Origin of the sequence: Bacillus sp. Leaf49 (assembly GCF_001426125.1) — a bacterium.
Classification (GTDB): domain Bacteria; phylum Bacillota; class Bacilli; order Bacillales; family Bacillaceae; genus Bacillus; species Bacillus altitudinis.
The window spans coordinates 64,734-79,016 of sequence record NZ_LMRK01000023.1 but is presented as its reverse complement, the minus strand read 5'-3'; the positions used below and the strand labels follow the sequence as shown (position 1 = coordinate 79,016).

The 14,283-nt window shown below is 42.3% G+C and carries 13 protein-coding genes; 12 read left to right on the top strand and 1 reads right to left on the bottom strand.

Annotation, left to right across the window (positions count from 1 at the left end):
• Positions 1-114 precede the first annotated feature (114 nt).
• From spo0A to ASG46_RS16425, 3 genes are all read left to right on the top strand, one after another.
• Positions 115-918 (top strand): sporulation transcription factor Spo0A, encoded by an 804-nt coding sequence (gene spo0A, locus ASG46_RS16435; RefSeq protein ID WP_008342226.1) that lies wholly within the window; start codon positions 115-117, stop codon positions 916-918.
• Positions 919-1,367: 449 nt separating this feature from the next.
• Positions 1,368-2,468, top strand: coding sequence for a Rap family tetratricopeptide repeat protein (locus ASG46_RS16430; protein ID WP_007501159.1), 1,101 nt, complete (start codon positions 1,368-1,370; stop codon positions 2,466-2,468).
• 226 nt (positions 2,469-2,694) lie between these two features.
• The gene (locus ASG46_RS16425) at positions 2,695-3,432 is read left to right on the top strand and encodes a glycerophosphodiester phosphodiesterase (RefSeq protein ID WP_045034364.1); all 738 of its coding nucleotides are present in this window, start codon (positions 2,695-2,697) and stop codon (positions 3,430-3,432) included.
• 33 nt (positions 3,433-3,465) lie between these two features.
• Here ASG46_RS16425 and ASG46_RS16420 read toward each other — a convergent pair whose 3' ends face one another.
• Complete coding sequence (locus tag ASG46_RS16420; RefSeq protein ID WP_017357960.1) at positions 3,466-3,702, bottom strand: DUF2627 domain-containing protein; 237 nt, start codon at positions 3,700-3,702, stop codon at positions 3,466-3,468.
• 149 nt (positions 3,703-3,851) lie between these two features.
• Here ASG46_RS16420 and ASG46_RS16415 point away from each other — a divergent pair, with 149 nt between their 5' ends.
• The 9 genes from ASG46_RS16415 (at position 3,852) to ASG46_RS16375 (ending at position 14,276) form a co-directional block, all read left to right on the top strand.
• A complete protein-coding gene (locus ASG46_RS16415; protein ID WP_056705225.1) occupies positions 3,852-5,924 on the top strand; it encodes a sigma-54 interaction domain-containing protein in 2,073 nt (690 codons plus the stop codon).
• Positions 5,925-6,049: 125 nt separating this feature from the next.
• Complete coding sequence (gene yqiS, locus ASG46_RS16410) at positions 6,050-6,943, top strand: phosphate butyryltransferase (protein WP_008342231.1); 894 nt, start codon at positions 6,050-6,052, stop codon at positions 6,941-6,943.
• Between the two features lie 25 nt (positions 6,944-6,968).
• Positions 6,969-8,063 (top strand): branched-chain amino acid dehydrogenase, encoded by a 1,095-nt coding sequence (gene bcd / locus ASG46_RS16405; RefSeq protein ID WP_007501155.1) that lies wholly within the window; start codon positions 6,969-6,971, stop codon positions 8,061-8,063.
• 33 nt (positions 8,064-8,096) lie between these two features.
• Positions 8,097-9,218, top strand: a complete 1,122-nt coding sequence (gene buk / locus ASG46_RS16400; RefSeq protein WP_017357958.1) for a butyrate kinase — start codon at positions 8,097-8,099, stop codon at positions 9,216-9,218.
• Positions 9,208-10,632: a dihydrolipoyl dehydrogenase gene (lpdA, locus tag ASG46_RS16395; RefSeq protein WP_056705223.1), complete on the top strand. Its 1,425-nt coding sequence runs from the start codon at positions 9,208-9,210 to the stop codon at positions 10,630-10,632. Before buk ends, lpdA begins: the two co-directional genes overlap by 11 nt.
• A gap of 17 nt (positions 10,633-10,649) precedes the next feature.
• A complete protein-coding gene (locus tag ASG46_RS16390) occupies positions 10,650-11,642 on the top strand; it encodes a thiamine pyrophosphate-dependent dehydrogenase E1 component subunit alpha (RefSeq protein ID WP_039165916.1) in 993 nt (330 codons plus the stop codon).
• A gap of 12 nt (positions 11,643-11,654) precedes the next feature.
• The gene (locus tag ASG46_RS16385) at positions 11,655-12,638 is read left to right on the top strand and encodes an alpha-ketoacid dehydrogenase subunit beta (RefSeq protein WP_007501148.1); all 984 of its coding nucleotides are present in this window, start codon (positions 11,655-11,657) and stop codon (positions 12,636-12,638) included.
• Between the two features lie 19 nt (positions 12,639-12,657).
• The gene (locus tag ASG46_RS16380) at positions 12,658-13,914 is read left to right on the top strand and encodes a dihydrolipoamide acetyltransferase family protein (protein ID WP_056705221.1); all 1,257 of its coding nucleotides are present in this window, start codon (positions 12,658-12,660) and stop codon (positions 13,912-13,914) included.
• Between the two features lie 68 nt (positions 13,915-13,982).
• Positions 13,983-14,276 (top strand): YesK family protein, encoded by a 294-nt coding sequence (locus ASG46_RS16375; RefSeq protein WP_008342236.1) that lies wholly within the window; start codon positions 13,983-13,985, stop codon positions 14,274-14,276.
• Positions 14,277-14,283 lie beyond the last annotated feature (7 nt).

Here is a 14,283-nt window from a genome sequence, read left to right as displayed (position 1 = left end):
CTCTATTATTCGGAAAATTAAACTTTTTTAAAGGGGATAGCATGGTTTTGTCGAATTGAACACTCAGAAGAGAAATGCAAAAGACTAAGGAATCGACATTGGGGAGGAAAGAACGTGGAGAAAATTAAAGTGTGTGTAGCTGATGACAATCGAGAACTTGTTGGCCTTTTGACAGAGTATATTGAGGGACAGGAAGATATGGAAGTACTTGGCGTGGCGTATAATGGTCAGGAATGTCTGACATTATTTAAAGATAAAGAGCCCGACGTTCTCCTCTTAGATATTATCATGCCTCATTTAGACGGTCTTGCTGTACTGGAACGCCTCCGTGAAAACAATGAAATGACCAAACAGCCAAGTGTCATTATGCTGACGGCTTTCGGACAAGAAGACGTAACGAAAAAAGCAGTCGATTTGGGCGCATCCTATTTCATTTTGAAACCATTCGATATGGAAAACCTCGTAGGTCATATTCGTCAAGTCAGTGGAAACGGCACACAAGTCAGCCATCGATCTTCATCTATCCAAAACAGTGTCCTTCGCAGCAAACCTGAACCGAAACGTAAGAACTTAGATGCGAGCATTACGACGATTATTCATGAGATTGGCGTGCCAGCTCATATTAAAGGCTATTTATACTTAAGAGAAGCCATTTCGATGGTGTACAATGATATTGAACTACTCGGCAGTATTACAAAAGTGTTGTACCCAGACATTGCAAAGAAATTTAACACGACAGCCAGCAGGGTAGAACGAGCGATTCGTCATGCCATTGAAGTGGCTTGGAGCAGAGGGAATATTGACTCCATTTCGTCACTCTTTGGTTACACAGTCAGCATGTCAAAAGCCAAACCGACCAATTCCGAATTTATTGCCATGGTGGCTGATCGTCTGCGCTTAGAGCATAGAGCAAGCTAAGTCACCTTCCATAAAAAAACGTTTCTTCAATGAGGCGTTTTTTTATTTTTGTAAAATATTGCTAAAAAATGGTTATGTTGATAAAATCATCTTTAATGTTTAAATTGGACAAACGGGTCGCTTTATTTTCAGAATAAAATGAAAAATAAAGCATGAAAGAAATGAATAGGACATAAAATAGTGGTAATCAGCTACGCTAATCAATTGGCTTATAGAAGAAGAAAACGCTCATTCGTAAGAAAAAGGATGAGAGGAAAAGGTCTTATGTAATTAGTAAATAAAGTAAATGAGATCGAAAGTTCTATTTCTATTGACCTGATTGGTTGGCGTTTTAAAGTCACTGGCTTCTTAGAGATTGTGCCATTTGAACTGAATATTCCCATTGTCGAATTTAATAATTTTCACATTCTTTTACTATGCTATAATAATGAAAAGAAGAGGGTGAGGTTATGGGAAAGCTGAAAATCCACTCTGCTGAGGTTGCGAACGAAATTAGCAAGTGGACGAGGGTCATTTCTCAGAATGACCTAGAAAAATCTGCTGTCTATAAAGAGAAAATTCAGAATTTGCTAAAAAATACAGATGAGGATCGAGAAGTTCTTCTTTATTATCAGCTAGTCGACGGCAGACATGAAATGTTACTTGGAAATATTGAAAAAGCCAATCAGATTATGAAAAGTGTCGGAACGCTGGATGAAAAAGCAGATGACATTATTAATTTTTATTTTTACTTTTATAAAGGCCAATATGCTGCCTATGTCAAAAAATATGATGAGGCGATTAGTTTTTATAAGATTGCTGAGCAGCGGCTAAAACGTGTGAATGAAGATCTTGAAGTAGGAACTTTTCATCATAAAGTCGCTTCCATTTATTACGAACTGAAGCAAAATTTCATTTCCATTAATCATATTAAAAAAGCCATTGATACGTTTAAAGCGCATGAGGAATATACCGCACAGGCGATAGACAGCTTAATTTTACATGCGAGCAACTGTATTGATTTACTACAGTTTGATGAAGCTGAAGAAAAGTACCAAGAGGCACTTGAGAAAAGTAAGCGCATTAACAATGAAGTGCTGATTGGAAAGTGCTATCACAATTTAGCGGTTCTTTATTACGCAAAACATGATTATGAAAAAAGCGCACAATACGCCAAAAAAGGGATGAGCATTCAAATTCATCGCGACAATAGCCATTATTTCATCCAATCTTTATATGTTCTCGCAAATGCCTTAGTTCATTTAGGAGATCATGAGGCGAAAGAATATATTAAAGAGGGGATTCAATATAGCTGCGATATCCAAAATAATGAATATATAGTAAAATTTGAAATTTTGGATTTGATGTGCGAAAATAGTGGAGCAGCAGACGTATTCTCTGAAAAATTAGACTACATAGAAAAAAATAGATTATATGTGGAGCTTGAGGATTTGTCTGAACAAATATCGAAATACTTCAAGGAACGAAATGATTATCAAAATGCCATTCGTTTTCTTGAAAAGAAATTCGATGCACAAATACTTCAAAAGAAAGTGGAGGTTATCTTATGAAAAAGTTGTTGTTAAGTGTAACAATCGTTACAGCAGTCGCAGTTGTTTCTTCCCTTTTTGCTCTTGACGCAGAGACGACAGAGCAAGCCATCAGAGCGATTACGTGATCGAATTTACCTGTCAACCTCTTCTCACTTATCAGAAGAGGTTTTTTTATGTACTCAAACTGGCAAAACGAAAAAAGACACGTCATAATATAGGTAATCATCATATTTAGAGGTGGCATATGACGAAAATTTTTGCACATAGAGGCTTTAAAGGAAACTATCCAGAGAACACCATGATTGCCTTTGAGCACGCACTCCATTCTGGAGCGGATGGGATTGAGCTTGATGTTCAGCTCACCAAAGACGGCAGGCTGGCTGTCATTCACGATGAAAAGCTGAATCGAACGACCAATATGAAAGGGTTAGTGAAAGACTATACATATGAAGAGTTAAAAAGAGGAGATGCCAGTCATTCTTTCTATGAAGAAACGGGTGCGGTCACCATTCCTCTTTTAGAAGAAGTATTAGAGTTAGTGACGCAGAGATCATCCTTTATGATCAACATTGAATTAAAAAACTCTATTTATCGATATCCAGGGATTGAAGAGAAAGTAAAAGAGCAAATTGAGCACTTTCAAATAGAGGATCGTGTGCTTGTCTCATCATTTCATCACGGCAGTTTAGCTCTTTTTCACAAGCTGATGCCGCACATTGAACTGGCGGTCCTCACAATGGATGTGATTCATCAGCCGGACATGTATTTAAAAACAATCCCGGCAAAGGGCTACCATCCGAATATAAAGGGCGCTGGGGTGACAAAAGAAGTAGTAGCCGCTCTCCATGCGGACCAACAAGTGATTAGACCGTTTACTGTAAACAGTGAGAAGCAAATAAAAAATATGTTGAGATTGGGTGTTGATGGAATCTTTACTGATTTTCCTGATCGAGCCGTCAAAATAAGAGAAGAAATCAAATAAAGACCCGCTATCAACAGCGGGTCTTTTTCATGATTACCTTTGCTTAAAACGAGTTGTTACTTTATTTCGTTTACGGTCCCTATATAAAATAAATCCTGCAACAACATAAAGACCTCCCCCTAAAAATAACAACCCTGCAATTCCTTGCAGCCATAAATATGGAAATGGTGCAATGATGATGCCGAAAACAGTGTCACGCAGCAGCTTAATGCCAAGTGCTGCAAAGGCTCCAGGTATTAAAATAATCACTAATGCCAGTATTCTCCCCATCAAATGTCCCCTTAAACGTCATTTACTTCCATTGTCTAATTCAAAAAATATTTTGTCAAGAAAGGAAAACGTGGTAATATAGGTGTTGTGCAATTTTTTGCAACGGAAAAATATGGTGTGCAAATTTTTTCATATAAAGGGGTAACGGGATGCAGAGAGTCTTGATTGTCGGTGCAGGACAAGGTGGATCAGCACTGCTTGAAACATTGCTGAAAACAAATACGGTTCAAATCATTGCGATTGCCGACCTTGATCTCGAGGCACCGGGGATGGATGAAGCGAAAAAGAATGGAATTGAGACGACGACGGATTGGAAAGAATACATAAAAGATGACATTGATATCATCATTGAAACCACAGGCAGTTCTGCTGTACTGAAAGAATTAATTGAACAAAAACCAGAGCATGCTGTGATTGTGCCAAGCTCGATGGCATACGTCATGTCAGAATTAATGGCAGAGAAACAACAGCTTATTCAAATATTGAAGGAACAAACCTATAAACATGACCGCATTTTTAATGCAACGAATGATGGCATGATTTTTATTAATATGGACGAAGAAGTGGTCTTGTTTAATCGATCGGCTGCCAAAATGGTGGGGTGTTCGCAAAAGGATGCGATTGGCCGTCACATTCGAGAAGTGATTCCGAACACGAAACTTCCCGATATATTAAGGTCAAGGGAGCCGGAATTTAACCAAAAGCAATTTTTGAATCAGCAAATTCAAATTGTGACCACCCGTCTGCCGATTATTGATGACGCGGGGAGAATGTTAGGTGCTTTATCCATCTTTAAAGACATAACAGATGCGGTGGAGCTTGCGGAGGAAGTAACGAACCTCAAAGAAGTAAGAACGATGCTTGAGGCTATTATTCAATCATCAGATGAAGCCATATCGGTTGTTGATGAGCAGGGGAAAGGTATTTTGATCAACCGTGCTTATACGAAAATGACTGGTTTAACGGATAAAGAGGTCGTAGGTAAACCAGCAGGTGCTGATATTTCCGAAGGGGAAAGCATGCACTTAAAGGTGCTTGAAACAAGAAGACCTGTTCGAGGCGTCAGAATGAAGGTTGGTCCAAATAAAAAAGATGTCATCGTCAATGTAGCACCTGTTATTGTGGACGGCATTTTAAAAGGCAGTGTCGGGGTCATTCACGATGTATCCGAAATTCAATCATTGACGAATGAATTAAATAAAGCAAGGCAGCTCATCCGAACACTTGAAGCAAAGTACACATTTGAAGACATTATTGGAGAAAGTGAACAAATGCTTGTCGCACTTGAGCAGGCAAAGCTGGGTGCAAAAACGCCGGCAACCATTTTACTCCGCGGAGAATCAGGTACTGGGAAAGAGCTGTTTGCACATGCCATTCACAATGAAAGTGATCGCAAGTACAACCGCTTTGTCCGTGTCAACTGTGCTGCCTTATCAGAAACCCTTTTAGAGTCAGAACTGTTTGGCTACGAGGAAGGAGCGTTTTCTGGTGCAAGGCGTGGCGGGAAAAAAGGGCTGTTTGAAGAAGCCAATCACGGCAGTATCTTTTTAGATGAAATCGGTGAAATGACGCCAAGTACACAAGCGAAATTGCTGCGTGTCATGCAGGAAAAAGAAATTGTTCGGGTAGGCGGAACGAAAGCGATACCGGTCGATGTGCGTGTGATCACAGCGACAAATGTCAATATTGAAAAGGCGATGGCAGAAGGGAAGTTCAGAGAGGATTTATATTATCGAATGAATAGATACCCGATATCGATCCCACCGCTCAGACAGCGTCTCGAAGATATTGAATCATTAAGTAAACGCCTCATCCAGAAGATCAATTTAGACTATGGGCGAAACGTCAGCGGCTTAACAGATCGTGCGCTTCATAGACTTCGATCATATAGCTGGCCAGGCAACGTGAGAGAGCTTGAAAACGTGCTTGGACGAGCGATGATCTTTTTGAATCCGCAAGAAGAATGGATCGATGAAGCGCATATCGCCTTCATGGAGTCAGACGAGCATGAGGAAAAAGAGCAGCAGGAACTGGCTGTTAGTCAATTTGAGGGGGAGACGCTCTCAGATGCTGTAGAAGCATTTGAAGCGCAGCTGATCAAACAAACCCTTGAAAAACATCAATTCAATCGCACAAAAACAGCGAAAACGTTAGGGATCAGCATTCGAAATCTTTACTATAAAATGGATAAGTATCAGCTTGCAAAAGATAGCATGCAGTAACATGCACGTAACCTGCAAGAAATTGCATAATTTCTTTGCGGAAAGGCTTATTTTTCACACATTTCAAGCTGGCACGGAACTTGCATATAAAAAGAGGAACCGAGCACAAGGAAAGGTGGGCAAGTATGAAGCTTGACGATCTGATTATCAAAGCCTCGCAGCTGCAGAATAAAACAGCGGCTGTGGCTCATGCAGAAGACGAAGAAGTGCTTCATGCCATCAAAATGGCAATCGAACGAAAAGTCGCTCGCTTCCTGCTGGTTGGAAACAAACGCAACCTAAAGGAGCTAGTCAAACAGCATGAGATTAATGAAGACTGGATAGATATTATTCATTCAGATTCACCCGAAGAATCTGCCAAAATTGCCGTTCAGGCAGTAAGTGAAAATCATGCAGATATTCTCATGAAGGGGCATGTCCCGACAGCCGTACTGTTAAAAGCTGTCCTAAATAAAGAATATGGGCTTCGGACAGCGAGTGTCCTTTCACATGTTGCAGCCTTCGAAGTACCGGGCTTTGACCGTTTTATCTATGTGACGGACTCTGCGATGAACATTGCGCCTGATTTAAATATGCTGAAAGAAATTACGGTGAATTCCGTTCAAGTCGCACAAGCTGTCGGAAATGATATGCCCAAAGTGGCGGTATTATCAGCGGTAGAAGTCGTAAACCCAGCGATGGATTCGACGCTCACAGCTGCAAGCCTTGCGCAAATGAATCGAAGAGGTCAAATTTCTGGCTGCCTGATTGATGGACCGCTGGCTTTAGATAATGCCATTTCTCAAACGGCAGCTTCTCATAAAAATATTACGAGTGATGTGGCTGGTCATGCAGATATTTTGCTTGTGCCAACCATTGAAGCAGGCAACATTCTTTATAAATCTCTCATCTACTTTGCTCATGCAAAAGTGGGAGCTGTGGTGGCAGGAGCGAAAGCACCGATTGCTTTAACAAGCCGGTCTGATTCAGCTGAAAGCAAGCTCTATTCAATTGCACTTGCCATCTGTACATCTAATTAAGCGAAAGTATTAGGAGGAATAGAAAATGGAACTTTTTAAATATATGGAACGATACGATTATGAACAGCTTGTATTTTGTCAGGATGAACAGTCTGGTTTAAAAGCCATCATTGCCATTCATGATACAACACTTGGGCCAGCACTCGGCGGAACAAGAATGTGGACATATGAAAATGAAGAAGCAGCGATCGAAGATGCCTTGCGTCTTGCAAGAGGTATGACTTATAAAAATGCGGCGGCAGGGCTTAACCTTGGCGGCGGTAAAACGGTCATCATTGGTGATCCGAGAAAAGACAAGAATGAAGAAATGTTCCGTGCTTTTGGCCGTTACATTCAAGGATTAAATGGCCGTTATATCACTGCTGAAGATGTCGGTACAACGGTAGAAGATATGGATCTTATCCATGAAGAAACAGACTTTGTCACAGGCATCTCTCCTGCATTTGGTTCTTCAGGAAACCCATCTCCAGTGACTGCTTACGGTGTATATAAAGGCATGAAAGCAGCTGCAAAAGCAGCATTCGGTACAGATTCATTAGAAGGAAAAACAATTGCCGTTCAAGGTGTTGGAAACGTGGCTTACAACCTATGTAAACACCTGCATGAAGAAGGCGCACAGCTTATCGTTACTGATATCAACAAAGACTCAGTTCAGCGAGCTGTAGAAGACTTCGGTGCAAAAGCGGTAGACCCTGATGATATTTATGATCAAGAATGTGATATTTACGCACCATGTGCACTCGGTGCAACCATTAACGATGTGACGATTCCTAAATTAAAGGCAAAAGTCATTGCAGGTGCAGCGAATAACCAGCTGAGAGAAACACATCATGGAGATCTTATTCATGAAATGGGCATTGTGTACGCACCGGATTATGTGATCAATGCAGGCGGTGTGATTAACGTTGCAGATGAGCTTTATGGCTATAATGCCGATCGTGCAATGAAAAAAGTAGAAGGCATTTACCAAAACATTGAGCGAGTGATTGAAATCTCTAACCGTGATGCCATTCCAACTTATAAAGCGGCAGACCGATTGGCTGAAGAGCGAATTGAAAGAATGCGCAAATCAAGAAGCCAATTCCTGCAAAATGGTCAACATATTTTAAGTCGTCGCTAAATGGATGAATGAGTTGAAACGGAGGTTTTGTTTTTGCTGACAAAAGAATGGCGTATTCTCACGATTAATCCTGGCTCTACCTCAACAAAAATCGGTGTGTTTCATAATGAACGATCTATTTTTGAAACGACATTAAGACATACAGATGAGGAAATCAAGCAGTTTCCTCATATCATTGATCAATTTTCATTCCGTAAAGAAACCATTTTAAAAACACTGCATGAACAGGGGATGAACATCTCAAAGTTTGATGCAGTTTGCGCACGCGGTGGTCTGCTTCGCCCGATTGAAGGTGGCACATATGAAGTAAATGAGCAAATGGTTGAAGATCTAAAAGAAGGGTATGCTGGCCAGCACGCCTCTAATCTAGGCGGAATCATTGCCCGAGAAATTGCACTTGGTCTTAACATCCCAGCTTTTATTGTTGATCCCGTAGTCGTAGATGAACTACAGCCAATTGCTCGTATTTCAGGACTGCCAACAATTGAGCGGAAAAGCATTTTTCATGCGTTAAATCAAAAAGCAGTCGCAAGAAAAACGGCTGCTTCGTTTGGAAAACGTTATGAAGATTTGAACATGATCATTACCCATATGGGCGGCGGAATTACGATTGGTGTACATCAAAAAGGAAAAGTCATTGATGTGAATAACGGTCTTCATGGTGAGGGTCCTTTCAGCCCAGAGCGGGCAGGTACTCTCCCAACAGGTGACCTTGTCAATTTATGCTTTTCTGGTGAATATTCGCAAGAGGAAATGCTCAAACGCATTATTGGCGAAGGCGGTCTTGCGGGCTATCTTGGCACGACAGATGCAGTAAAAGTAGAGCGAATGATTGAAGCAGGCGATGAGCGTGCGGCGCTTATTTATGAAGCGATGTGCTATCAAATTGCCAAAGAAATTGGTGCGGCTAGTGCGGTTTTAAAAGGAGCTGTTGACGTCATAGTGTTAACAGGTGGCCTTGCATACAGCAAACAAATTACATCAAGCATTAGAGGATACATTGACTGGATTTCAGATGTTGTTGTGTACCCAGGCGAAAATGAATTGCAATCCTTAGCAGAAGGAGCGCTTCGCATTTTAAAAGAAGAAGAATCACCAAAAGAATACCCAAATGATCAAAAGGCGGAGAAAGGAGTGACAAGTCATGGCAACTGAATATGACCTCGTCATTCTTGGTGGAGGCACAGGCGGCTATGTAGCGGCCATTCGTGCCTCTCAACTTGGATTGAAAACAGCAGTCGTAGAAAAATCAAAGCTCGGTGGAACATGTCTTCATAAAGGCTGTATCCCATCTAAAGCGCTGCTTAGAAGTGCAGAAGTCTATCAAACGGTCAAACGTGCCGCTGATTTTGGCGTTGAAGCAAGCGGAATTGCCTTACAATTTGCCAACGTACAAAAAAGAAAAACAGAGATTGTCGACAAATTAGCAGGCGGCGTCAAACACTTAATGAAACAAGGAAAAATTGATGTATACGAAGGAATAGGCCGTATCCTAGGCCCTTCGATTTTTTCGCCAATGCCGGGCACCATCTCGGTAGAAATGGCGAATGGCGATGAAAATGAAATGCTGATTCCTAAGCAGGTCATCATTGCGACTGGATCAAGACCGCGCGTCCTGCCCGGACTTGAAGCGGATGGAACACACATCCTTACATCAGACGAAGCACTTGAACTGCAAGAACTCCCTCAGTCCATGCTGATTGTCGGCGGAGGCGTGATTGGGATCGAATGGGCTTCCATGCTTAACGATTTTGGCGTAAAAGTCACAGTGATCGAATTTGCAGATCGCATTTTGCCAACAGAGGATCAAGATATTTCTAAAGAAATGGAAAAGCTTTTAACGAAAAAGGGCATCACCTTAGTGACAAATGCGAAGGTTCTGCCAGATACTGCCGAAAAGCATGAGAATCTGGTCAAGATCCAAGTGGAACAAGGTGGAGACACTCAGTCGTTTGAAGCAGAGAAACTGCTTCTTTCAGTTGGCCGAGTGCCAAACGTGGAAGGCATAGGTCTTGAAAACACGGACATCCAGACAGAAAATCATGGCATTGTCGTGAATGAGCATTACCAAACGAAAGAGTCGCATATTTACGCAATAGGTGATGTCATTGGCGGTCTTCAGCTGGCGCATGTCGCATCACATGAAGGCATGATTGCAGTAGAACATATGGCTGGTCAAGATCCAAAGCCGCTTGATGAAACGCTCGTGTCTAAATGTGTGTACTCTCACCCAGAAACCGCTAGCGTTGGACTGACTGAACAGGCGGCAAAAGAGCAAGGCTACGAAGTCAAGATTGGGAAGTTTCCCTTTATGGCCATCGGAAAAGCGCTTGTATTTGGAGAGTCTGATGGATTTGTCAAAATCATTGCTGACCAAAAGACAGATGATATCTTAGGGATTCATATGATTGGTCCTCATGTAACAGATATGATATCTGAAGCTGGATTAGCCAAAGTATTAGATGCAACTCCGTGGGAAGTGGGGCAGACGATCCACCCGCACCCAACCTTGTCAGAAGCAATTGGCGAGGCAGCACTGGCTGTTGACGGAAAGGCGATCCATTTTTAATCAAGGAGGGAAACATGATGAGTAACATGCGTCATCAGGAATTAGGATTATCAGATGAACAAGCGATTGACATATATAGAACCATGCTTTTAGCAAGAAAAATTGATGAACGGATGTGGCTGTTAAACCGTTCTGGAAAAATTCCATTCGTCATCTCTTGTCAAGGACAGGAAGCGCAGCAAGTCGGTGCCGCTTTTGCCCTCAATAGGGAAGAGGATTACGTTTTACCTTATTACCGTGATATGGGGGTTGTCCTTGCATTCGGGATGACGGCGAAAGATTTAATGATGTCTGGTTTTGCGAAAAAAGACGATCCAAGCTCAGGCGGGAGACAGATGCCAGGTCATTTTGGGCAAAGATCAAACCGAATTGTGACTGGATCATCACCTGTGACAACACAGGTTCCTCATGCGGTTGGAATCGCACTTGCCGGGCGTCTAGAGCAAAAGAATTTTGTTAGCTTTGTCACGTTCGGTGAAGGCTCTTCAAACCAAGGAGACTTCCACGAAGGCGCCAACTTTGCTGCGGTGCATAAGCTGCCTGTTATTTTCATGTGTGAAAACAATAAGTATGCGATTTCTGTCCCGTATGACAAACAAGTGGCATGTGAGCGTATTTCAGATCGTGCAATAGGGTACGGAATGCCTGGTGTGACGGTTGATGGAAATGATCCGCTTGAAGTGTATGCAGCGGTCAAAGAAGCGAGAGACCGTGCGGCAAGAGGCGAAGGCCCAACATTGATCGAAACCATTTCTTACCGGTTAACTGCGCATTCAAGTGATGACGATGATTCTAGCTATCGAGAAAAAGAAGAAGTGCTCGAAGCAAGAAAGAAAGATCCGCTCATTCAATATGAAACGTACTTAATCGAAGGAAATGTCATGACTTCTGAAATGAAAGAAGAGATGACAAAAGAAATCATGCAAATCGTAAACGAAGCCACTGATGAAGCGGAAAACGCAGCTTATGCCGATGCAGAAAGCGCACTTCGTTACGTGTATGCGGAGTAAGGGGGAAGAAAAATGCCTGTTATGTCATATATAGACGCTATTACACTAGCGATGAAAGAAGAAATGGAGCGAGATCCGAAAGTGTTTGTGCTCGGAGAGGATGTCGGGAAAAAAGGCGGCGTATTTAAAGCAACAGCGGGTCTTTACGAGCAATTTGGAGAAGCGCGCGTCATGGATACACCTCTTGCCGAATCAGCGATTGCAGGTGTAGGTATTGGGGCTGCTATGTATGGAATGCGTCCGATCGCAGAGATGCAATTTGCGGATTTTATTATGCCAGCCATCAACCAAATCATTTCAGAGGCTGCAAAAATTAGATATCGTTCCAATAATGATTGGAGCTGCCCAATGGTCATTCGTGCTCCTTACGGGGGCGGCGTACACGGGGCGCTTTATCATTCACAATCGGTCGAAGCCATTTTTGCCAATCAGCCAGGCTTAAAGATTGTGATGCCTTCTACACCTTATGATGTCAAAGGGTTGTTAAAAGCCGCAGTGCGTGATCCAGATCCTGTATTGTTCTTTGAACACAAACGTGCATACCGTCTCATTAAAGGAGAAGTGCCTGAAGAGGATTATACGCTCCCTATTGGAAAAGCGGATGTGAAACGAGAAGGCGATGACATTACGGTCATTACATATGGCCTTTGTGTTCATTTTGCCCTTCAAGCAGCAGAGCGCCTTGCGAAGGACGGAATTTCTGCTCATATTCTCGATTTACGTACAGTGTACCCGCTTGATCAAGAAGCGATTATTGAAGCGGCATCAAAAACAGGGAAAGTACTCTTGTTAACAGAAGATACAAAAGAAGGAAGCATCATGAGTGAAGTAGCTGCCATCATTTCAGAGCACTGCTTGTTTGATTTAGATGCGCCAATTAAACGTCTAGCAGGACCTGATATCCCTGCAATGCCTTATGCACCGACAATGGAGAAATTCTTCATGGTTAATCCGGATAAGGTAGAAGCTGAAATGAGAGAACTAGCGGCGTTTTAAGAAAGAGGAGGGTTTCAAAGTGGCAACTGAACAAATGAAAATGCCTCAGCTTGGTGAAAGTGTAACAGAAGGAACCATTAGCAAATGGCTCGTTTCACCTGGCGATCATGTGAATAAATACGATCCGATTGCGGAAGTCATGACAGATAAAGTAAATGCAGAGGTTCCGTCATCCTTTACAGGAACAATCACTAAACTAGCGGCTGCAGAGGGTGATACACTTCAAGTAGGAGAAGTGTTTTGTGAAATTGAAGTAGAAGGCAGTGCGCAGCAGAGTGCGAAAACAGAAGAGGCGCCTGCGCAAGATGATGCACCAGAACCTGACCAAACAAATGTGGATCAGAGTCAAAAGAAACGATACTCTCCGGCAGTCCTGCGTTTAGCAGATGAGCACGGAATTGATTTAGCGGTTGTTCAAGGAACGGGAGCTGGCGGCAGAATCACAAGAAAAGATTTGCTGAAGCTTATCGAAAGTGGAGGCGTAAAAGAAACGGCAGCACCTGTGAGTGAAGGTACGGGTCAAACAGAACCTGCAAAGCCGTCACAAGCAAAAGCGGCTCCTTCCATCTCTTCAATGCCTGGAGATGTTGAACTGCCGGTCACTCCGATTAGACAGGCGATTGCCGCAAACATGCTAAGAAGCAAGCATGAAATTCCACATGCCTGGACGATGATGGAAGTGGATGTGACAAACCTTGTGACAAGAAGAAATCAGCTAAAAGATCAATTCAAAGCAAAAGAAGGCTTTAATTTGACGTTCTTTGCATTCTTTGTCAAAGCAGTGGCTCAGGCCTTAAAGGAATTCCCTGAAATGAACAGCATGTGGGCTGGTGATAAAATTGTTCAAAAGAAAGCGATCAATGTCTCCATTGCTGTTGCGACAGATGACGCTCTTTTTGTCCCAGTGATTAAAGATGCGGATGAGAAAACGATTAAGGGAATCGCCAAAGAAATTCATGAACTTGCTTTCAAGGTCAGACAAGGCAAACTGAAGCAAAGTGACATGGAAGGCGGCACTTTCACTGTGAACAACACAGGCTCATTTGGTTCGGTTCAATCAATGGGGATTATTAACTATCCGCAAGCAGCCATTTTACAAGTAGAATCTATTGTAAAGCGCCCGATGATTGTAAATGGTATGATTGCCGCAAGAGATATGGTGAATCTTTGTCTTTCATTAGATCATAGAGTACTCGATGGTCTTGTATGCGGTAGATTCCTGCAAAGAATCAAACAAATTCTTGAAGGTATTGACGAAGAGACGTCCGTCTATTAAGCTCATTTATATGTCCCCTTCTCACAATGAGAGGGGGATTTCCATATCAATCAGAAAGGAGCGATGAGATGTCTGGACTAGATTTTTTTGCTTTTCTTACGATCGGTCTGATGTTTATCACAGCCATTGCGTTCGCTTTTCTTCGGTATATTTCCAAATCACGCAATCATCCTGAACGCTTACTGCTCATCATATCGATCGTTTCAATCATTCAAATCGCCTATTGCTTGTTGATGATAGGAGGATTTAAAGGAGTCGCCAATAGTTTATTAGGCATTTCCCTTCTGATAGGTACACTGCTAGGGTATGCACTTGAATATTTATACAGACGTTATATCAAAAAAACGCCCGCATCGAAATGATGCAGGC

Coding starts and splice junctions, on each gene's coding strand:
- ASG46_RS16430 (WP_007501159.1), top strand. CDS start 1,368: ATGGGAAAGCTGAAAATCCACTCTGCTGAGGTTGCGAACGAAATTAGC.
- ASG46_RS16425 (WP_045034364.1), top strand. CDS start 2,695: ATGACGAAAATTTTTGCACATAGAGGCTTTAAAGGAAACTATCCAGAG.
- ASG46_RS16420 (WP_017357960.1), bottom strand. CDS start 3,702: ATGGGGAGAATACTGGCATTAGTGATTATTTTAATACCTGGAGCCTTT.
- ASG46_RS16415 (WP_056705225.1), top strand. CDS start 3,852: ATGCAGAGAGTCTTGATTGTCGGTGCAGGACAAGGTGGATCAGCACTG.
- yqiS (WP_008342231.1), top strand. CDS start 6,050: ATGAAGCTTGACGATCTGATTATCAAAGCCTCGCAGCTGCAGAATAAA.
- bcd (WP_007501155.1), top strand. CDS start 6,969: ATGGAACTTTTTAAATATATGGAACGATACGATTATGAACAGCTTGTA.
- lpdA (WP_056705223.1), top strand. CDS start 9,208: ATGGCAACTGAATATGACCTCGTCATTCTTGGTGGAGGCACAGGCGGC.
- ASG46_RS16390 (WP_039165916.1), top strand. CDS start 10,650: ATGAGTAACATGCGTCATCAGGAATTAGGATTATCAGATGAACAAGCG.
- ASG46_RS16385 (WP_007501148.1), top strand. CDS start 11,655: ATGCCTGTTATGTCATATATAGACGCTATTACACTAGCGATGAAAGAA.
- ASG46_RS16375 (WP_008342236.1), top strand. CDS start 13,983: ATGTCTGGACTAGATTTTTTTGCTTTTCTTACGATCGGTCTGATGTTT.